14 protein-coding genes are annotated in these 19899 nt (G+C 46.0%); 7 read left to right on the plus strand and 7 right to left on the minus strand.

Annotated features, from left to right (window positions below; translation table 11 throughout):
- Positions 1–17: 17 nt before the first annotated feature.
- Genes NDI44_RS25275 through NDI44_RS25285 form a run of 3 tightly spaced genes read left to right on the plus strand, consistent with a single transcriptional unit; the run spans position 18 to position 2308 of the window.
- The gene (locus NDI44_RS25275) at positions 18–245 is read left to right on the plus strand and encodes a ferredoxin family protein (RefSeq protein ID WP_190415062.1); all 228 of its coding nucleotides are present in this window, start codon (positions 18–20) and stop codon (positions 243–245) included.
- 10 nt (positions 246–255) lie between these two features.
- Positions 256–1224, plus strand: coding sequence for a HEAT repeat domain-containing protein (locus NDI44_RS25280; RefSeq protein ID WP_190415084.1), 969 nt, complete (start codon positions 256–258; stop codon positions 1222–1224).
- The gene (locus tag NDI44_RS25285; protein ID WP_190415063.1) at positions 1217–2308 is read left to right on the plus strand and encodes an Mrp/NBP35 family ATP-binding protein; all 1092 of its coding nucleotides are present in this window, start codon (positions 1217–1219) and stop codon (positions 2306–2308) included. The genes NDI44_RS25280 and NDI44_RS25285 overlap by 8 nt, the downstream gene beginning before the upstream one ends.
- A gap of 508 nt (positions 2309–2816) precedes the next feature.
- Here NDI44_RS25285 and NDI44_RS25290 read toward each other — a convergent pair.
- From NDI44_RS25290 to NDI44_RS25305, 4 genes are all read right to left on the minus strand, one after another.
- Positions 2817–3266 carry a hypothetical protein gene (locus NDI44_RS25290; protein ID WP_190415064.1) on the minus strand — a complete coding sequence of 150 codons (450 nt, stop codon included), beginning with the start codon at positions 3264–3266 and terminating at the stop codon, positions 2817–2819.
- A gap of 347 nt (positions 3267–3613) precedes the next feature.
- On the minus strand, positions 3614–4621 hold the full coding sequence (locus NDI44_RS25295) for a hypothetical protein (RefSeq protein ID WP_190415065.1): 1008 nt from the start codon (positions 4619–4621) through the stop codon (positions 3614–3616).
- 162 nt (positions 4622–4783) lie between these two features.
- Positions 4784–5311 carry a hypothetical protein gene (locus tag NDI44_RS25300; protein ID WP_190415066.1) on the minus strand — a complete coding sequence of 176 codons (528 nt, stop codon included), beginning with the start codon at positions 5309–5311 and terminating at the stop codon, positions 4784–4786.
- 295 nt (positions 5312–5606) lie between these two features.
- A complete protein-coding gene (locus NDI44_RS25305) occupies positions 5607–6560 on the minus strand; it encodes a metallophosphoesterase (RefSeq protein ID WP_190415067.1) in 954 nt (317 codons plus the stop codon).
- Positions 6561–6704: 144 nt separating this feature from the next.
- On the opposite strand from NDI44_RS25305, the gene NDI44_RS25310 reads away from it, so the two are divergent.
- Entirely contained in the window at positions 6705–7745 is a 1041-nt protein-coding gene (locus tag NDI44_RS25310; protein ID WP_190415068.1) for a hypothetical protein, read from the plus strand.
- An 89-nt stretch (positions 7746–7834) separates the two neighbouring features.
- On the opposite strand, the gene NDI44_RS25315 is transcribed toward NDI44_RS25310, so the two are convergent.
- Together NDI44_RS25315 and NDI44_RS25320 are read right to left on the minus strand one after the other, a co-directional pair.
- Complete coding sequence (locus NDI44_RS25315; protein ID WP_190415069.1) at positions 7835–7990, minus strand: hypothetical protein; 156 nt, start codon at positions 7988–7990, stop codon at positions 7835–7837.
- Positions 7991–8203: 213 nt separating this feature from the next.
- A complete protein-coding gene (locus NDI44_RS25320; RefSeq protein WP_190415070.1) occupies positions 8204–8905 on the minus strand; it encodes an N-acetylmannosamine-6-phosphate 2-epimerase in 702 nt (233 codons plus the stop codon).
- Positions 8906–9041: 136 nt separating this feature from the next.
- Here NDI44_RS25320 and cobN point away from each other — a divergent pair, with 136 nt between their 5' ends.
- The 3 genes from cobN to NDI44_RS25335 are packed head-to-tail and all read left to right on the plus strand — an operon-like array spanning position 9042 to position 14969.
- Entirely contained in the window at positions 9042–13130 is a 4089-nt protein-coding gene (cobN, locus tag NDI44_RS25325; RefSeq protein ID WP_190415085.1) for a cobaltochelatase subunit CobN, read from the plus strand.
- 37 nt (positions 13131–13167) lie between these two features.
- Positions 13168–14298 carry an AAA family ATPase gene (locus NDI44_RS25330; RefSeq protein WP_190415071.1) on the plus strand — a complete coding sequence of 377 codons (1131 nt, stop codon included), beginning with the start codon at positions 13168–13170 and terminating at the stop codon, positions 14296–14298.
- Complete coding sequence (locus NDI44_RS25335; protein ID WP_190415072.1) at positions 14298–14969, plus strand: DUF3226 domain-containing protein; 672 nt, start codon at positions 14298–14300, stop codon at positions 14967–14969. Before NDI44_RS25330 ends, NDI44_RS25335 begins: the two co-directional genes overlap by 1 nt.
- Before the next feature lie 55 nt (positions 14970–15024).
- Here NDI44_RS25335 and NDI44_RS25340 read toward each other — a convergent pair whose 3' ends face one another.
- Positions 15025–19482, minus strand: a complete 4458-nt coding sequence (locus NDI44_RS25340; protein ID WP_348235332.1) for an EAL domain-containing protein — start codon at positions 19480–19482, stop codon at positions 15025–15027.
- Positions 19483–19899: the final 417 nt, after the last annotated feature.

Genomic DNA, 19899 nt, shown 5'->3' on the forward strand with positions numbered 1-19899 from the left:
CAATTAGAGAGAGAGTTATGGCTTTAACAACGCAACGAGTTGACGTACCCGTAATCGTTGATGAATCAAAATGCTTAGAAAAGTGTACAGCTTGCATTGAAGTGTGTCCGCTAGATGTGTTAGCGAAGAACCCAGAAACAGGCAAAGCCTATATGAAATATGACGAGTGCTGGTTTTGCTTGCCTTGTGAGAAAGAGTGTCCCACTAACGCGATTACGGTTAAAATTCCCTTTTTGTTGCGATAGAGGAATAATGATGTCTGCTGATACTGAATTGAACGAATGGTTGGAAATGCTGCGATCGCCCGATGTTAGCGATCGCTTAGTTGCCATCAAAATGCTGCAACATTTGGGTGATGAAGATGCTCTGGAACCGTTAATTATAGCCCTGCAAGATGAGAGCCTTGCTGTGCAAAAGCTAGCAGTGACAGCACTGTGGGAGCTTGCCAATCCCAAGGCAGTTCCGGCTTTAGTGGAATGTCTGGCTTCAACTGATGAGGAGATTCGGGAAGAAGCGCTATCTGCCTTGGGTGAATTAGTCACTCCCGATCATTTGTTGCTGCTGCTAGATGCCCTGCATCAAGATGACGCAAATATGCAACTGAATGTGTTAATTCTGTTGCGGAAGATTCACGATGCTCAATCTTTGCCCTACGTGCTACCGTTCTTCGAGTCGGAAAATCCTGAGTTACGGGAAGCAGCAGTGACAACGCTACGCTATCTCAATCAGGTGGAACGCTGTCAAGAAGCGATCGCCCTGATGTCCGACCCCGATGAGAACGTGCGTCGTTCTGCTGCCCTGACTTTAGGACACTTAGCAGATGCAGAAGTGGTTCCCAGTCTGTGTCAAGCACTCACTACCGATGCAGATTGGCAGGTGCGGCGCAATGCGGCAAAATCGTTGGCACTCCATGCTGATTCTGTGGCAGTTCCATCCTTAGAAACGGCTTTGGCAGATGAGCATTGGCAGGTGCGGAAGTTTACACTTCAGGCTTTGCAGAAAACACCAACTGACCAAACCCTACCTGCTTTAGTTAAAGCACTGGCAGATGAGTATTCGGATGTGCGTCGAGATGCAGCGATCGCACTTGGTATCCTGAAGAACCCAACTGCCCTCAATGCACTCCAGCAATCCCTAGACGATCCAGACAAAGACGTGTGTATTTTCGCACAACGAGCGATTCAGAAAATCCAGGAGTCCACACCACAGACATCCAATGCCTAGCCATCAATCTCCCTTCCGGCAAACTCATTCAATAGACCCAGAAATTGTCACTCCTCCTGACCCAGTGACTGAATCTCGGCAACGAGAAGTTGTCCAGTCTCTCAAACAGGTGATTGAACCCATCCTCAAAAACGACATTGTTAGCTTAGGAATGGTACGAAATCTGCGGGTTGTGGATGACTATATTTATCTACGTCTTTATGTTGGTAAACATCAGCATCAGTTGCAAGCAGACATTCAATCAGCACTTTCGCACCTTACTTGGTGTAAGAAAACTTATATCCAACTCTGCACCATTCCTGGTGTAAGAACGACGCTGGCAATTTCTAGTGGTAAGGGAGGAGTAGGCAAATCCACAACATCTGTTAATTTAGCCGTTGCCTTGAGTTTGCAGGGAGCGAAGGTGGGTTTACTTGATGCTGATGTCTATGGCCCCAACGTTCCCCAGATGTTGGGATTGGGGAAAACAGATGTAAAGGTTATTGATACACCCGACGGTCAAAAGTTTCTTCCCCTAGAAGCACACGGCATCAAAGTCATGTCAGTAGGACTGCTGGCAGAACCCGATCATCCCCTAGCTTGGCGAGGGCCTGTCCTACACAAAATCGTCACTCAGTTCATTCAGGAGGTGGAATGGGGAGAATTGGATTACCTGCTGATTGATTTGCCTCCTGGTACAGGTGATGCTCAAATCACGATTGTGCAAGAAAGTCCGATTTGCGGGGTAATTTTGGTGACGACTCCTCAACAAGTCGCTGTTTCCGATGTACGTCGCAGCGTCCATATGTTTCGTAGTGTCGGCATTCCCGTGCTTGGCATTATCGAGAATATGAGTTATTTAATCTGCGGTCACTGTGGCGATCGCACTCCGATTTTTGGGAGTGGTGGAGGGCAGCAGCTATCGGCAGAACTCCATGCCCCTTTACTAGGACAGGTTCCGATTGACCCTAGTATTTGCATGGGCGGAGATACGGGAACGCCTTTGACGCTGACTCACCCAGATTCCACTGTAGGACAAGTATTTGTACAAATGGCTGGGGCGATCGAGACGACTTTTCGCCCTTGTGAAGTTCTGACTGGATAATTGATTTGGGCATTGCACAATTGAAGCACGATGCAATGTCCACATTGTCAAGCAAACTAAACCCTCAAGAACGAACGACACAACCGTAAACAGAGCGATTGATGATGCAGTTGCGATCATCAATTTTGCGAAATTTCCACGCAACGCTGGCTACCCCGAAAAAGTTGAAGAACACGGCTTAAAACTCTATCGTTCTTCCATCATTATTCTCAGATGAAAAAATGTAACCCTTCCCACACAAGCATTTTAGTTTTACGCAACAACTATATCTAGAATATTAGAAAATAAAGCGATAAACCCAATTCCAGTCAGAGTTAAAAAATCGTCTTAAATTTTTGTTTTCAGAGAGTGACAAGACAGGGATAGCGGCGAGTAAGCTTGTGTTTCGTTTCTTTATTTTTATTTCTCTTGCCGAAGTAGAATTGCAAACAGCCAATCAATGTACATCCATCCTTCAGGTTTAAATGAACGGAATAATGTACATTGACCTTTCCCTAACAACTATTCTCTAGTTACCAAGAGCATCCTTGATGCTATCAACAGCCTTTTCAACAAGACCTTTTGTGTTGTCTACTGCTTCCTTAGTCCGAGCCGCATCTTCATCTGCTCTTTTCTCAATTCGCGCTGCATCTCTGTTGGCTTTACGCTCAATGAGATTCCCATGCCCATCCGTTCCTTCCTCGACTCGGTCGGCATTCTTATTGGCAGTTGCTTTTACCTTGTCTTTGACATCGTCAATGAAATTCTTGCTTCGGTTCAAATCTTCATTGGCTTTTCCTTTAACCTGGTCGCTCGTATCTACAGATGCGATTAGGTTTGCGCTAGGAGCAGCCATTGCTGCGCTGGTCGAGAAAAAGGCACCCTGCCAAACAAACGCGATCGCTGACACGCAAAACAGCGTTGTAGCCAGCCAACGTCCTACAGTTGAAAGTCCTTTCGTAAAATAATTTGGTTGCATAGAACACAATCTCATTAGGTTTAGCAATCCTATATTTACTTCATTTGGCTTATCAGCTAAACCGCTCTCTAGACAGATGTTGCCTTATTACAAATTGTTCAAATAATTCACTCTTCCGATAGATTGAACAAATATCATCCAGCCTGCATACGTTTAAACTTAATATATTAACAACCTAATAATTCTATTTCTATTAGACTACAATACCCCTACTGGTTAACTAACAAAACTCAAGAGATCGAACGACAAGATTTTACTGTAAAGTTTTATTACAAGTAGTGTTAATTCTGTTTTTTCAAGGCAACTGCATCTGGCAGGATTAGCTTATCCGTGTGCTTGAATTTATTTCAGTTGTGAGAAGAAGTACTGCCTTCTGCGGGTGGCGTCGGCTTAGATGCTAATTCAGCAGTGCTATCATTTGCGGATGTAGTCGTTTCCGTGTCTTTTTTAGCTTGCCACAAAAGTGTTTTTATCTTCTGTAAATGCTCAAATGGTAAAACGGTACCCTTCGTAATCTTTAGTTTAGTAGTCCCGCTAGGACTTTCGGAGTGCTTTCGCACTTCCTCCACCAGCTCTTTAAAAATCTCAATCGCCTCGTCAACTTTAGGATTTACTCCTTGAATTTGATTCAAATGTTGGCTGACTTCCTCGAAGTCGCTGGGGTCTAAAGTCGCGTCTCTGGTAAACTTTAGCTCAGTCAATCCTCTGGGACTTTCTGAATGCTTTCTCACTTCTTGTACTAGCTTGTCAAAATCTTTAATTGCTTCATCGATTGGTTGTTGCGGTTTAATACTTCTTGCAGTGACCTCGTTTATCCCAGTTTGAAGTACCGCGACCAATAACCGATCCTGTAGAGCGCGAAAGATCAAAGTACCTGCGGAACCAGCAACTGCGGAGGTTGCTAACAGGATAAAAGCCGTTTCTGGTCGGACAATCGCGATAGCTGGAGGTGCAGCAAGGGCACCAATGAGTAACCGTGCCACTACCCCTAAATCAATCACATTTGTAGAATGAGCATAGGCAAACTTTACTGCTAAATCATCATCGGTCGGCTTATGAGGTAACTCAATATTTCCCTGGAGATTGAGCAGTTCGTAGACTAACCCACCCAGGCTTCCAGCAGCGAGGATTACCCCAAGCATCATCCAAAATTTGCAGTCAGCCAAATTAGGAGTTTCTAAAATTTCTTTTACATTTATCTCCCAGTTGTTGGGTTTAATTTGATTTGAATTTGGAATAGGGCTGGATGTGGGAAGTAGAGTTGGGCGTGGGGAAACGCTTTGACTGTAGGCTGCTGTAGCCGTCAGGCTCGTAGTTAGAAGAATGCTAGAAATAATAATGTTTATGTGCTTCATCTTTTAGTTATTTGCTTCTAATTTGATATGGTTATAGTTAAAAAATGCTATAGCAATCGTATTTGAATTGCGATATGCCAGCGGGTCAGAATCCCTCACCTCTTGCAGGGATGGTTGAAACCGCACCTACACAAATGAAACCTGCCTACGCAAGTTACAAGACTAAATCTTGTCTGTTGTTTTAGAAATCACGAGAGCAGCAGTATAAGCTGATTTTTGAGTTTCTGATCCACTAATGGGAGCTGGCTGAAGGTCTACAAACTTAATATTATAGTTGCTGTCAAAGTTTTGAACTGCTAATGCTGGATTTCCGCCACCAGTGGTCAAAACAAAATCTCCTGTATTTTGACTGTCTTTCCAAATATTTACCACGATTTTTGCTCGTCCCGCCCAAAAACACTGGACATTAATAGGACAGCGCGAATCTTCTGTGATGTCAGTAAATTTCACCCAAATATTTTCATCAGGTAAAATAGCGGTTTCGTTTAAATTTATCTGAAACTCACGATTTACTTGAGTAATAATTAACTGCCCGTTTTGTTGAGCGAGTAATTGGGACGCAGGTGAAGTAATCGGTTCGGTGGCTAGTTGAGCATCTTTTTGTGCTAAAGATAAGGATTGAATACTGAAAATAATTGCACAAGCTAAGACGAGAAGGAATAATCTAATTTTGGGATTCTGCAATTTCATGATTATTGTTCCTTTTCATCTTTTTTAAGAAAATAAAATATTTCGTCTTATTCGGAGGCAAAAAAGTTAGTGACTCGCAGTGAAATAGGTGGATGAACTAGATGCGATCGCGTATTTCCTCCTATCCATTAATCTAGCTCAATATTAAGGATAGTATGCCTTAAAGATATAAGCGATCGCATCACAATAAAGGCTCTGTTGCCCATCGACATCTAGCTGCTCATATATGACAAGATTGGGAAAGTAGTACACAACAGGTATTTTACTTTCAAGCGCTTGACTTTCATAGTTTGAATCAGGCTGAGTGCAGAGGAATGATGCCTTGGTCGAAAATACGGTTATCGGTGCCGATACCGCTAATGATTATTCTGTCTGGATATACATTAAATGCTGCAAAACTTAATTGACTGGCAGAATGCGCCGTCCATTCTGAACGTTCCACCGGGCGGAGTCCTGCCCCTGCCCCACAGATGAGGTAGGTAGTACCATTGATGGGCTGAGTGCGCTCATAATGGTGGTCGTGACCGTTGATGTAAAGTTGCACTCCGTACTTTTTAAATAGTGGCGTCAAGGTTTGTATAAAGGGTTGATTAACCCCGTATGCACCCGATGAATAAATTTGGTGATGACCAACAACTACTTTCCAAGGGGCATTACTGCGAGTGAGTTCTTTTTCTAACCATTTTAGTTGAGTTTCCCAGTCAGCATTCTCATTAGTATCTAAAGCAAAAAATTGTACGGGGTTGCGGCGGAATGTGTAGTAGCGTTGTCCCTGCATATTAAAGCCTGGATAGCGCACTTGGGGTTCTCCGTTATCGGTGCGGATGTCGTGATTGCCAAGAACCGCCTGAAATTTTACTCCGCGCCGCAATAAAGCTTGATAGGGGCGCTCAAAGACATCGACAATTTTCTCGATTTCACCGTTGTTGTAAATATTGTCACCCGCAAGAATTGCTAAATCAAAGGGCTTTAGCGCGTGGTAACGAGCCATTGACGCTGCTACAGCATACTGGCTTGCCGAACCAGTGCCGGTGTCAGCGACGGAGACAAACCGCAGGAGAGGGGATTGTGATGAACTAACGGTTGTCGATTTGGAGCCTAAGTTGGAGGAAGGGGAGGTTTTTGACGTCTCTCCTGGGTTGATATCTTGACTCTGAGCGATTTGGCTGCGGAATTTTCTGACCAAAAAAGCTAAGCCGAAGCCACTGAGGCTACTTAAAATTAGAAAGTCACGGCGTTTAAGGGGCATGGATTACTTGATTAAGAGTTACGTAAGTTGGGCGCAAGTCGATTAAAGCAGAATAGCAAAGTGGTAGATTAGGGCTGTGAAGGCAGCATTCGGTAAAAATTTACCGTAATTGCACCTATTTGCACTGCCCTCAGGGGAAATTCGATGCCAGAAGATCAACCGAAACAGCCAACTTCTTCAGCTAAACCGGCACCCCAAACGCCGACGCCCACGGGGGCAAAAAGCCAATCGGGAAAAGCCCTCCAGCAAATTTGGGCTAGATTCCAACCCGTTCTGAAAGTGCAAAGCCTTAAAACTCTGCGTGGCACAATTCAGCTACTGGAAGGGGTTGTCGAAAAACTGGAGGCAGAACCTACCGAACAGTTACCCTCAAGGACTCCTTCTCCTCCGGAAAAGGTGGTATTTCAACCTACTGAGGGGGTGACAGAGCTGACGCCAGAAGTAACGCCAGAAGTGACGCCAGAAGCACCAGCATTGGCTACAGAGACGTCAGCCCTGGAAACCTCTGCCGACACGCCAGCACCAGAGACACCCCCTGCTGAGGTGGTGCCTTTGCCACCGACGCCGAGTCCTCTAGAGAGGTTCCGTCAGAGTTGGATGCGCTTTGTGATGTTGTGGAATGCGACGCTGGCGAGAATCCGCTCAATTCTGCCGGAATCAATCAGTCAAAAGCTGTCGAATACGGCTTTGTCGGGCGCGATCGCAGGCGTTCTTCTCGTAGTACTCTGGACAACAGCCCCCCTGATACCTGGGAAGCCTCCGACTGACGTGGCGAATCTTCCGCCTTCACAAATCACCACTCCACCGGAATTAAAAGCGCCTGAAGCACCGGAACCCGTGGAAACGGTGACGCCGCCTCCCCCAGTGCTGACTCCAGAGCAAAACCTGATTGCCTCTATCCAAAATCGAGTCACTGAAATTACCAGCCAATATGAAAATGGGCTGATTCAGTCGATTGAAGCTAACTTTCCAGGCAGTTTGCTAATCGTGAAGGTAGGAGATGCTTGGTACAATCTCTCTGTCTCTAAGCAGGACAAATTAGCTTCTGAAATGCTGCAACGTGCTAGAGAACTCGACTTCAGCAAGCTACAACTCGCCGATTCTCAAGGCGACGTGCTAGCCCGTAGTCCAGTCGTGGGAAACACGATGGTGATTGTGAAGCGGCGTCAACTGGCGGCGGGTTAGTTGTTGCGCGGGTGCCGCCAAATCTACCTAAAATACTTTTTCTGGTTATACCTTCGAGGCATCGAGGGTATTTTTGTTTTTGCACTTAACTACCGATTTCCCGCACGCACCGATTGGGGCGGATTGTTAAAGTTCAAACTTTGGGTTGGCAGCATCCAGGTAATCAGCAATCCCTGAAATGCACCTACTGCAACCAACGCCCATAAAAAGCCGGTTTTCCTGATAACTCGTGGTAAAGCGTGCATAAAAATTACCCTAGGTAGCGCCCTGGCACATTCACAATTTTTTAGACCACAAAGATAACTAGAGCAATCTTTGTATGCCTCTACCTAAAGAAGTATATCCCAATAATTACCTACGTGCTGAGACTAAATCTAGAGAGAAACTGCTATTTCACGAGAAATACTGATAATTAAGTAGCCAAAGTTTTAATTATTACAATCATTTTTAGCTAAAAATTATGATTTTTGGGAACTTGGGAAAGCAGCACGGTACACCTTTACGTTGTAATCTATACCTGTAATTGCGGTACCGACGACAACAGCATAAGCTCCTAATTCCAAGGCGTGTTTAGCTTGCTGCGGTGAGGCAATGCCGCCTTCACAAATTGCTGGAACGCTTAGCTGTTCGACTATTTGGGCGAGAAGATCGAAGCCGGGAGGAGCCAGATTTTTCGTTTGGGCAGTGTAACCATAGAGCGTGGTACCGACAATGTCTGCACCAGCCGCAGCAGCAGCGATCGCGCTCTCTATCGTATCCACATCAGCCATCACCGGCTTGCCTAATTCATCGTGAATCCGGGTAATGAGTGTTTCTACTGTTTCCGCGTCTGGGCGATCGCGTAAAGTAGCGTCAATGGCAATAATGTCCGCACCGGCTTGAGCGATCGCTTCCGCGTGTTCAAACTGCGGCGTAATATAGACTTCGTACCCCGGTATCTGTTGTTTCCACAGCCCGATAATCGGTGATTTTAGCCGTTCCCGGACTGCTTTTACATGAGCGGGTGTATCAATTCTGACACCGACAGCTCCGTTGAGGATCGCCGCTTGCGCGATCGCGGCAATTACCGATGGCTCATGTAAAGGCGAGTCAACCGGAGCCTGACAAGATACAATCAGACCTTGACTCAGCGCGTTTAATCCTTGGGAATTTTGGTTCATGGTTTATCGTCAAATGCCATGAACATTGAACAACGAACCATGAGCTTTGAGCAATCCACTTTCAGCCAAGTATGAGAAAGTCATACCTTGGCAAGAGCGAATCTCAAGAGCCAATCTAAAATCTAAAATCGCTATTATGCATCGTCTAGCCGCTACTCCTGGGGGATGGAATCCTGACGCTGAAGGCGTCATTTTTATCGAACAAACCCCTGCCCCGATCGTCCTTCTCACCGCAGCTGACACCGATATTCAAACTCTCGCCGCAGCAGTATCCAAATTGCCAGAGGGATTTCCAGCGCTACGAGTCGTCAATCTCTTGCAGTTGCAGCAACAGCTCAGTATTGATACTTACGCTGAGGAAGTGCTAGAGCAGGCACAGGTAATTATTCTACGGCTACTGGGAGGACGTTCTTACTGGTCTTACGGGTTAGAAGTAGTACGCGAGACAGTGCAGCGAACGGGTGCAGCATTGATTGTCTTGCCAGGAGACGATCGCCCAGATCCTGATTTAATCAGTCATTCTACTGTTTCTCTATCAGTTGTTAACCAGTTGTGGCGCTACCTCATCGAAGGGGGCGGGGAAAATTTCGCCAACGCCCTAAAATTTATTGCTGATGTTTGTCTAGAAGGTCGTTACAATCCACTCCCACCCCAACAAGTTCCTCGCGTGGGGCTTTATCAATGGGAAATGAGGGATGAGGAAGACAATCAGAAAAACCTAACTTCCCAGCCCCCTTCCCTACGAGGGCAGGGGGAGAATGACGCCTCTCTCCTTGCTGGAGAGGGGTTGAAGGAGAAATTAAAGCCAAAAGTTGGAATTTTGTTCTATCGCGCTCATTATTTAGCTGGAAATACAGCAGTCATTGATGCTCTTTGCCAAGCTTTAGCTGCTCGAAAATTAGAACCCGTCCCCGTTTTTGTCTCTTCCCTGCGAGATCCGGATGTCCAGGTAGAGGCGTTGCAATACTTCCAACCCAAAGATGCAGAACCCATACAAGTTTTGCTCAGTACTACCAGCTTTGCGATTAGCTCATTGCCAAGCGCGAATGGTCAAAAATTAACGATTAGCGATGAGCCATTAGCACTCAGCACCTTAGATGTACCAGTGTTGCAGGTAATCCTCAGCGGTGGCACGGTGGAACAGTGGGAATCTGGGTTTCAGGGGCTATCGCCACGGGATATGGCGATGAATGTAGCGCTACCAGAAGTGGATGGGCGGATTATTAGCCGTGCGGTTTCGTTTAAGGCGGTGCAAACCCGGAATCCTCAGTTGGAAACGGATGTGGTGGTTTATGAGCCAGTACGCGATCGCATTGAGTTCGTTGCTGACTTAGCCTCTAATTGGGTAAAACTACGCCAAACGCCACCATCTGAGCGGCGAATTGCCCTAATTTTGGCTAATTATCCCAACCGAGATGGGCGTCTTGCCAATGGTGTTGGGTTGGATACCCCAGCAAGTTGTGTAGAAATCCTCAAGGCGTTGCAGTTGGCTGGGTATCAGGTTGAAGATATCCCAGCAACGGGAGATGAATTGATTGGGCGTTTAACGGCTGGGGTGACGAACGATCCGGAGGGGCGATCGCGCCCAGTCGGGCAATTTGTCTGCGGGGAAGAGTATCAGGAGTATTTTGCGACGTTGCCTGTGGGAGTGCAGAAGGGAATTTGCGATCGCTGGAGTTCGGTTTTGGAGATGAACCGCACTAGCAAAGCCATGCGCGTTAGCGCTTTAGACGCGAAGGGCGCAAAGGAAGAGAGGGAAGAGAGATTTATCGATCTAACGGGTTCCGTTTCAGAATTCCCAATTCCTGGTATTTATCTAGGTAATGTGTTTGTGGGGATTCAACCAGCGCGGGGTTACGATATTGACCCTAGTTTGAATTATCACGCTCCGGATTTGGAACCGCCTCATAGTTATCTCGCTTTCTACTATTGGGTGCGACAACATTTTGGGGCTGATGCAATCGTTCATGTGGGGAAACATGGGAATTTGGAATGGTTGCCGGGGAAAAGTGTTGCTCTGTCTGAAAATTGTTATCCAGAGGTGGCGTTTGGGGCGTTGCCTCATCTTTATCCTTTTATTGTCAATGACCCTGGCGAAGGTTCGCAAGCTAAACGTCGCGCCCAAGCGGTAATTATTGACCATTTAACGCCGCCGATGACTCGCGCTGAACTTTATGGTTCTTTGCAGCAATTGGAAGGATTAATTGACGAGTATTATGAAGCCCAGAGTTTAGATCCGTCGCGCCTGCCAGTGATAAGCGATCGCATCACTCAGCTAATCCTTGAAGAAAACCTCCATCAGGATTTAGGGCTAGAAACTCTTAACAACAGAAGTGAGGAAATCCAAAATTTCCTTACCCGCGCTGATGGGTATCTGTGCGAATTAAAAGAGGCTCAAATTCGAGATGGTTTGCACATTTTTGGGCAATGTCCGCAGGGGCGACAACTCAGAGATTTAATAGTAGCGATCGCTCGTCATCCCGGTACTCATCGTATCGGTTTAACTCGCGCGATCGCCCAAGATTGGGGTTTAGATTTCGACCCCCTGACAGCCGATCCCGCTCAACCGCTTCCTAGCAGCGCGGAACCCCCCCCTGTGAACAGTAGGGGGGGCAACGAGCATACAATTGCAGCCTATCGAACTGTCGGTGACGCAGTTGAAGCATTAGAACAACAAGCAGCTAACTTGGTGGAATATCTATTTACCGCCCCCTCCGTTTCCGCCCCCTCTTGCCCCCTCCCCGTTAACCAACCGGGTTGGGGTGGGGTAGGCACTGCCACGCAAAAAGAACTGGAGTGGATACGCAACTCCCTCCTCCCTTCCCTGCAACAAACCACCCAAGAAATCGCCAACCTATTGCGAGGTTTAGATGGGCGTTTTGTCCCCAGCGGGGCATCTGGCGCACCAACACGAGGACGCCCAGACGTTCTGCCTACGGGTCGCAATTTTTACTCAGTTGATATTCGGGCAATTCCCACAGAAACCGCTTGGCTGGTCGGGCGGAAAGCAGCAGAAGCCTTAATTGAACGATATACGCAAGAAAACGGCGAGTATCCCAAAACACTCGGATTATCCGTATGGGGAACTTCCACGATGCGGACTGGCGGCGATGATTTGGCAGAAGCACTGGCATTGTTAGGAGTACAACCCGTGTGGGATAGTCCGTCGCGGCGGGTGGTGGATTTTGAAATTTTGCCAATTTCTGTCTTAAAGCGTCCTCGCGTCGATGTCACGCTGCGAATCTCTGGCTTTTTCCGCGATGCTTTTCCAAACTTAATCGATCTATTCGATCAAGCAGTGGCAGCAGTCGCAGCGTTGGATGAACCGCCAGAACAAAACCCCTTAGCCGCGCAAGTTAAACAAGAAACCAAGTTATGGGAAGCGGCGGGGTTAAATCAGGAACAAGCAGAAATGCGATCGCGCTATCGCATCTTTGGTTCTAAACCTGGTGCCTACGGTGCGGGATTGCAAGGCTTAATCGAAGCCCAAAACTGGACAGATGACGAAGATTTAGCCCGTGCCTACATCAACTGGAGTAGTTACGCCTACACTAGCACCGCAGATTCCTCGCCTCCCTCGTCAAAAGGAGTTCCAGGAGCTGTTTCTTCTCCTTCCCTGAACAAAAGAGGTTTAGGGGGAATCGCCGCTCCAGAAGCCTTTGAGCAGCGTCTACGCCAGATGCAAATCGTATTGCACAATCAAGATAACCGGGAACACGATTTATTAGATTCAGATGATTACTATCAATTTCAAGGCGGTTTAACAGCAGCAGTTCGGGCAATGAGTGGCAAAAATCCTCAAACTTACTTTGGGGATAATTCCCTTCCTGAAAACCCAAAAGTGCGGCAACTGCGAGAAGAAATTGCGCGAGTATATCGTTCTCGTGTCGTGAATCCAAAATGGATTGCTGGAGTCATGCGCCACGGTTACAAAGGTGCATTTGAAATGGCAGCAACCGTGGATTATCTCTTTGCTTATGATGCCACAGCAAATTGTGTGGAAGATTTCATGTATCAAGGAGTTGCAGAAGCGTACTTATTCGACCAATCTGTGCAGGATTTCATCCAGCAGAAGAATCCTTGGGCATTGCGAGATATGGCAGAACGGTTGCTAGAAGCGAATCAGCGCGGTTTGTGGCAAAACGTCAATCAAGAAATGGTGGATAAGTTGAGAAGCTTAGTTCACCAAGCCGAAGCCGTCATCGAATCTACCACTGCCCCTTAATATAGAAGATAACAACCGCTGCACAGCAGAAGAATCTATGTTACGCGATCTCACTATCCAAAACTATCGCTGCTTCAAGGATTTCTATATCGACGGTTTGGCGCGTGTCAATCTTCTGGTCGGCATGAACAACAGCGGGAAAACCAGTCTACTGGAAGCAGTTTGTCTGTTAGTTAATCAGAATAGCCCCTCGCTTCTTCTGGATTTACTAGATAAGCGAGGTGAGTTTGCTGAACAGCTTTTTATACGTGAATCTGGCGAAGTAATACATCGCTTGAATCGATATCAAATTAGACATATCTTTCATAGCCATCAGTTTCAGCCTGAACAAGACATTCATTTTAAATCGCGGCAAGAAAGCCCCCTTTCCCTTTCACTTAGCATCGGCCTATTTCCTTCAGTTCAGAAGGATTTACATTCTGAGGATGAAGGCATAAGTGAACAAGATGATATTGATACAGATGCTTTTAACCTTGTATTTATTTACATTTCAGACGAGCGAGCTACAAGACAGGATATATCTATCGATGAGGATGGCTCGATTGAATCACGCTCCTTTCAATTACTAAAACAAGCGCCATCCAGTGTCTTTTTAAAGACTAGTATTAAAAGCCTGTTTTTGACAACTGGTATGATGAGCTTTGAGCAATTAGCTGCTTTATGGGACAAAATAACACTCACCCCCAAAGAAAACAGCATAATAGAAGCATTGCAAATTCTGGAGCCAGCTATAGAGCGCATTAATTTCACTAGCCGACAGACTTTTAACAGTGGCATCCTAGTCAAGCTGCGCGGACAGCCTAACCCAATTCCTTTAGGTAGTATGGGTGATGGGATGCGCCGGATTCTAACTCTAGCTATGGCAGCAGTGACAGTTGAAAACGGGTTTTTAATTGTAGATGAGATTGATACAGGTCTTCACTATCAGACGCAAACTGATATGTGGCGTTTAATATTAGAAATATCACAACGGTTGAACATTCAAGTATTTGCTACTACCCATAGTTGGGACTGTATAACTGCATTTCAAGAATCTTTGGCTCAAACAAAAGATAGCTCAATAGGAAAGTTATTTCGCTTAAGCCGGAAGGATGAAAATATACGTGCTGTTGAATACACTCCTGATGAATTATCTATTGCTGTGCGCCAAAGTATTGAGGTGCGTTGATGCCTTTATCACGAAAACCACCTAAACCAAAACCGCAGCAATTATTGGTTGAAGGAAAGAATGACCGACACGTTATTTGGGCTTTGTGCGAACAACATAAACTTCCAGAAACCTTTTCTGTAGAAGTGCCTCAAGAAGATGAAGATCCAGGAATAGAAGCACTTTTGATGAGCTTGCCTTTAAAACTGAAACAAGAAAACTTGCGTACATTAGGAATTGTAGTGGATGCCGATCAAGACTTACTGGCACGATGGCAAGCGGTACGCGATCGCCTGAGTGCAAGTGGCTACAAAGACATTCCCAAATCTCCACCTGCTGAAGGCTGGATTTATGCTCCGCCAGACTTACCACGAGTAGGGGTTTGGCTGATGCCAGATAATCAAATTCCGGGAATTTTAGAAGATTTCGTTGCCCATCTAATCCCACAAAATGATGCCTTGCGTCCGAAAGCAGAAGCAATTTTGCAAGAAATTGAACAGGATTGCCTCAATTGCTATACATTAGTTCACCGTCCCAAAGCCTTGATCCACAGTTGGCTAGCTTGGCAACAAACACCAGGAATGCCTATGGGGCAGGCAATCACAGCACAAGTGCTACGTTACGATTGTGCGATCGCGCTCATCTTTGTTACTTGGTTAAAGCTACTGTTTGAGTTGCCTACTCCGTCATGAGCAAAACGAAAATATTTAAGTTTTGTGCGATCGCTTCCAAATCCATCCCAAGCCCTCATCGAATCGCTTCCGCTGAAAGTCTAAAGCTACAGGAACAGTTAGCAACGGATACACAACTTGAATGCTTGGCTATCTTTGAGAAAGATTTTTCGAGTATTTTAGTAATCTCCTCAGCTGCTTGGGGTCGCCAGAAAAAGTAGCCTTGCATCTGTTCGCATTGGAGATTTTGCAAGAAATCTTTTTGCGCTTCTGTTTCCACGCCTTCCGCAACCAGTCTCAGATTGAGTACCTTTCCTAACGCTGCGATCGCTGTAATGATGGCAGCATCATTGGGGTCGCTTGTCAAGTCCCGAACAAAGGATTTGTCAATTTTTAAGGTATGGAAGGGAAACTTTTTCAAATAAGTCAGAGAAGAATATCCCGTCCCAAAATCATCTAGAGAAATGTAAACTCCTAGCCGATGCAATTCGCTCAAAGTTTTTCGGGTAAATTCTACATTTTGCATCGTGATTGTTTCAGTAATTTCCAACTCCAAAAATTGCGCTTCTAGTCCAGTTTCTTCCAAAACTCGCGTCACCATTTTGACTAAATCGGGTTCCTGAAACTGTCGGGCAGAAAGGTTAACCGCCACTTGTAAGTCGGCAATTCCTGCATCGTGCCAAGCTTTATTTTGAGCGCAGGCAGTCTTTAACACCCATTCCCCAATTGGTACGATGAGTCCGGTTTCTTCCGCTAGGGGAATAAATATTCCTGGAGAAACTAGCCCAAATTTTGGATGTTGCCAGCGCAACAGGGCTTCAACATGGGTAATTTCTCCAGTCGTTGTATTGACTTGAGGTTGGTAGTAAACGACAAATTCTCCCCGTTCTAGAGCATGGTGCAAATCGTTTTCGAGTACCAATAACTCAGAATTCTGAGAATTCATTGCTGGATTATAAAATTGATAGTTATTCCGACCTTGTTCTTTGGCACGATACAAGGCAGCATCGGCGTTTCTCAAAAGCGTTTCAGCATCTGTGCCATCACTGGGATAAAGTGCAATCCCAATACTGCTACTGATATGCAGGGAGTGCCCTTCTAAATAAAATTCTGGCTTTAAAGCTTCCAAGATTTTCTGGGCAATCTTAGCAGCGTCCTCTTTACAACGAATTTGGGGGATCAGTAGGGTAAATTCATCCCCTCCCCAGCGGGCAACGGTGTCATCCTCCCCCAGACAGCCGATCATTCGTTCAGTCACGCTTTGCAACAAGCGATCGCCAAAAGCGTGCCCCAATGTATCGTTAATCGTCTTAAAACGATCCAAATCCAAAAACATTACGGCAAGCGTACTTTGGCTTTGACGTGCATACGCCAAGGACACAGACAGCCGCTCATTGAATAGCATCCGGTTCGGCAAGCCAGTCAGCAGGTCGTGTAACGCTTGATAGCGGATGGTTTCTTCTGCCTGTTGGCGCTCGGTGACATCGCGGAAGCTCCACACTCTACCGACGACTTTTCCCGCAATCCGTTGAGGCTGGGAATAGCGCTCGAAGATTCTTCTATCTTTAAATTCAAGGAGGTCGTAGCTTTCTGCGTCGGGTTCGCCATAGAGTTCCTGAACTTTGGTGATGAAGCTCTCCGGGTTTTTTAGCTGCTCTAGGACAAATGCTAAGGCTTGGTCGCTATTCCGTGCCGCGACGATGGAATCGGGAATGCGCCACATTTGGACAAATTTTTGATTGAAACTGGCTATTTTTCCGACTTTGTCAACTACGAGAATCCCATCAGCAGTTGATTCGAGCGTCGCCTTTAGCAGCGACAGGGATTTTTCCAATTCCTCCTCTGCCCACTTGCGCTCGGCGATCTCGCCCTCCAATTGCGCGATCGCATTGTTTAATTCTGCTGTACGCTCAAGGACTCGTTTTTCTAAGTCTGCGTTGAGCTGTTTGAGAGCGTTTTCTGCTTGCTTGCGATCGCTAATATCGCGGGAGATGGTAGAAAGAAAGTCAACGCTTCCATCCAGCTTCTTGTGGGCAATAATCAGCTGCAAAACTGGAATCTCCCGTTTGTCGCGGGTCAAAAGTGCAGTTTCGCCACACCAGACGCCATCGCGAATCGCACTAGGAATTCCCTCCTCCAAGATGATTTGACCCGCCCATTTCGGGTGGCAACTGGCAACACTGAGGTTTGAGATATCCTCTTCGAGAGGAATTCCGACCAAGCGACGACCTGCCTGGTTAATGTAAAATGCGCGTCCTCGATTGTCCGCACTGCCTACGAAATCACTCGTTGCTTCCAAAATCCCGGCAAGGCGTGTTACTGCTTCCTCTGCTTGCTTGCGTTCTTGAGTAAGAGAGATGGCGGCTGCCGCTGCACGCAGCAGGTTGATTTCCAAAGGTTCCCAAGCACGCGCTTCTATGCAGTTGTCAAAGCCGATAAACCCGAAGAATTCGCCCTTAACCATGATGGGCAAAATTAGGATGGAAAGAATTCCCTGAGGTTCTAAGATAAAACGCTCTGATTCGGGTAATTCAGCGACAATTCCGGCAACAATGTCACCTTTTTCTAGCAAATATGCCCAGCGGGGGAAGAAGTCGTCATAAGAAAGGTTTTGCAGCGCCGGATTGTCAATTTCTGGGCGAACGCCCTCGGCACACCACTCCGCACGCTGACTCATCAGCAAGTTGCCTATTTGCGAACGATGGTTCTCGAATACATAAACGCGACTTGCGCCTGCTGCTTGTCCGAGTTGTACCAATATTTCCGTGTAGCAATTCGTGCTGCCATCAAAAGTCAGCAACCGGCGCTCAACTTCAACCAATGCTGATAAGTAGCGTTCGCGCTGCGCGAGTCTTTCCTCTGCTTGCTTGCGCTTGGTGATATCGCTGAAGGTGCAGATTACTTGTTCAAGGCGACCATCCGCTGCCAACTGAGGTTCGGCATTGACTAATAGCCAGATGCGATCGCCCACACTGGGACGATAAACGCCCATCACGACATTCCGCACAGCTTGACGAGTTGCGATCGCTTGCGACACCGGATGGGTTTCTCCGGGGAACGGTGTACCATCTTCATGAATGACATTCCAATTCAGATCGAAGGAAGTTTTCCCCAGCAGTTGGCTGTCAGTGATACCGAGAAGGTCGATAGCCGCTTGATTGCTCAGCAGGATTTCTGCGTTGGCTCCTTGCAGTAAAACGCCGACGTGAAGCTCCTGTATCAGTGTCCGAAACCGCTCCTCGCTTTCGCGCAGTGCTTCCTCTACCCGCTGACGCTCGACAATCTCGCCCTGAAATTGCCCAATTGCACGCTTTAACTCAGTTGTGCGCTCCTCAACTCTAATTTCTAGTTCTTCTTTCGCTTGTTTGATCGCCAACTCCGCTCGCTGCCGTTCCGTGATATCTTGGGCTACACAAACGATTCCCTGAATTCTATCCGATACGCTTGCGATCGCTGCACAGGAAAACAGCACCGAGATTCTTCTCCCGTCTTTGGACAGGTAAATTTTTTCCGCATCTCGGACAACCCTTTTTTGAGTTAAATCATCCAACTCCGACGCTGTGAAAGGAAATTTTTCATCGGCGAAAATAACTCCTATCGGTTGCCCAATTAATTCCTCTTTGTGATACCCCAAAAGTTCGCAGGTTGCTTTATTAACTGACTGAATCATGGTATCGGGCGTTACCACGATCAGAGATTCCACCATGCTTTCACAAACATTGATTACATCCGCTGTTTTCTGCCGCAAATCCTCAGCCATTTTATTGAAAGCATCAGCTAAGGCGCTCAGCTCATCTTTGGTGGAAACGTCTATTTTTGTCTCTAGCTTGCCCTTGCCTATCTCTACCGCAGCCGCTTTGAGTTTGTTTAGCCGACTCAATATAGACCGCGAGATAGAAAGACCAAGAAGTATAGCGATTAAGACGGTAGATAAACCGACGCCAAATATCATTCTGTCGGTCAAGAGCAGAATTTCATGAATCTTCTTTCTTTCCGTTTCCAACTCTTGCGATTGAGCCTGAATTTTTTGGTTAATAGTTCCTATAAATTGTTGGCTGGTTTTTTCCAGTTCGTTTTCTTTTGCCAGTAACTCTGGAGTTACCTTTCCCTGCTTTTTTAAGCCGATTACCTCATTGGATAATTTTAAAAGTCTCTCACCTGAAGTTTGGATTTCTTCTGGCAATCCTTGTTCAGATGGGAAAAAATAGTTCGCTAATTCTTTATAATCATTCAGAGCCTTGCGATAATTTTCCTGGCTAGTCTCCACCTTTTGATATTTTTGCGTCGATACAATATCTTTTGCAGATAGATTTCTTTCTATTTCTTGGAATTCTAATTCTTTAGTATACAAAACTACTGTATCCGAAACATATTGCAACCGCTCTAACTCATAGTGAAAAGGAATTGTTCTATTAATAACTTCGTTGTACTTTTTTTCAAGATTATTCGTTCCTTTAATTCCGACATATCCAACCACTTCAACAAGTAGAGCAACGGCTAAGTAACCTGTCATCAATTTGTGGCTGATTTTCATCTAAATGGGTTCCTGATGCTAAACCGTCTTGCTACTTGAAATAGTGTTTCAATAATAAATGCTTAGTAACAATTACCTATTCGTGAATTCTGGAATAGGCAAGGTAATGCCAGTTTAGAGAAGTCATCTCTCTGGCATAGAACTGGAAAACCTTAAAAAGACTTCCAAAAATATATGATTTTTTTATAAAAGATTAATAAAAAAGATACTAAAGTTAAATTTTAGACATAAAACTTTTATGAAAAGCCAGAAACCTAGAGGTAGCATTCATCGTTTGTAGAGACGCGGGATATGGAGTCTCTAGAAAATCAACGTCAAGAAGGAGATAGAGAAACTTAATATCCAATCGCTGCGGCATCGCCTAGAGGAAGACCAAAAGCAAAGAGCGATCGCCTCCTTAAGCTTCCCTAATGCATC

The sequence above is a fragment of the Trichocoleus sp. DQ-A3 genome (genome assembly GCF_039961975.1).
Classification (GTDB): Bacteria; Cyanobacteriota; Cyanobacteriia; order Cyanobacteriales; family FACHB-T130; genus FACHB-T130.

What these genes read in the sequence shown, in the direction of transcription:
- NDI44_RS25275 (WP_190415062.1), top strand. Translation starts at nt 18, where the DNA reads ATGGCTTTAACAACGCAACGAGTTGACGTACCCGTAATCGTTGATGAA.
- NDI44_RS25280 (WP_190415084.1), top strand. Translation starts at nt 256, where the DNA reads ATGTCTGCTGATACTGAATTGAACGAATGGTTGGAAATGCTGCGATCG.
- NDI44_RS25285 (WP_190415063.1), top strand. Translation starts at nt 1,217, where the DNA reads ATGCCTAGCCATCAATCTCCCTTCCGGCAAACTCATTCAATAGACCCA.
- NDI44_RS25290 (WP_190415064.1), bottom strand. Translation starts at nt 3,266, where the DNA reads ATGCAACCAAATTATTTTACGAAAGGACTTTCAACTGTAGGACGTTGG.
- NDI44_RS25295 (WP_190415065.1), bottom strand. Translation starts at nt 4,621, where the DNA reads ATGAAGCACATAAACATTATTATTTCTAGCATTCTTCTAACTACGAGC.
- NDI44_RS25300 (WP_190415066.1), bottom strand. Translation starts at nt 5,311, where the DNA reads ATGAAATTGCAGAATCCCAAAATTAGATTATTCCTTCTCGTCTTAGCT.
- NDI44_RS25305 (WP_190415067.1), bottom strand. Translation starts at nt 6,560, where the DNA reads ATGCCCCTTAAACGCCGTGACTTTCTAATTTTAAGTAGCCTCAGTGGC.
- NDI44_RS25310 (WP_190415068.1), top strand. Translation starts at nt 6,705, where the DNA reads ATGCCAGAAGATCAACCGAAACAGCCAACTTCTTCAGCTAAACCGGCA.
- NDI44_RS25315 (WP_190415069.1), bottom strand. Translation starts at nt 7,990, where the DNA reads ATGCACGCTTTACCACGAGTTATCAGGAAAACCGGCTTTTTATGGGCG.
- NDI44_RS25320 (WP_190415070.1), bottom strand. Translation starts at nt 8,905, where the DNA reads ATGAACCAAAATTCCCAAGGATTAAACGCGCTGAGTCAAGGTCTGATT.
- cobN (WP_190415085.1), top strand. Translation starts at nt 9,042, where the DNA reads ATGCATCGTCTAGCCGCTACTCCTGGGGGATGGAATCCTGACGCTGAA.
- NDI44_RS25330 (WP_190415071.1), top strand. Translation starts at nt 13,168, where the DNA reads ATGTTACGCGATCTCACTATCCAAAACTATCGCTGCTTCAAGGATTTC.
- NDI44_RS25335 (WP_190415072.1), top strand. Translation starts at nt 14,298, where the DNA reads ATGCCTTTATCACGAAAACCACCTAAACCAAAACCGCAGCAATTATTG.
- NDI44_RS25340 (WP_348235332.1), bottom strand. Translation starts at nt 19,482, where the DNA reads ATGAAAATCAGCCACAAATTGATGACAGGTTACTTAGCCGTTGCTCTA.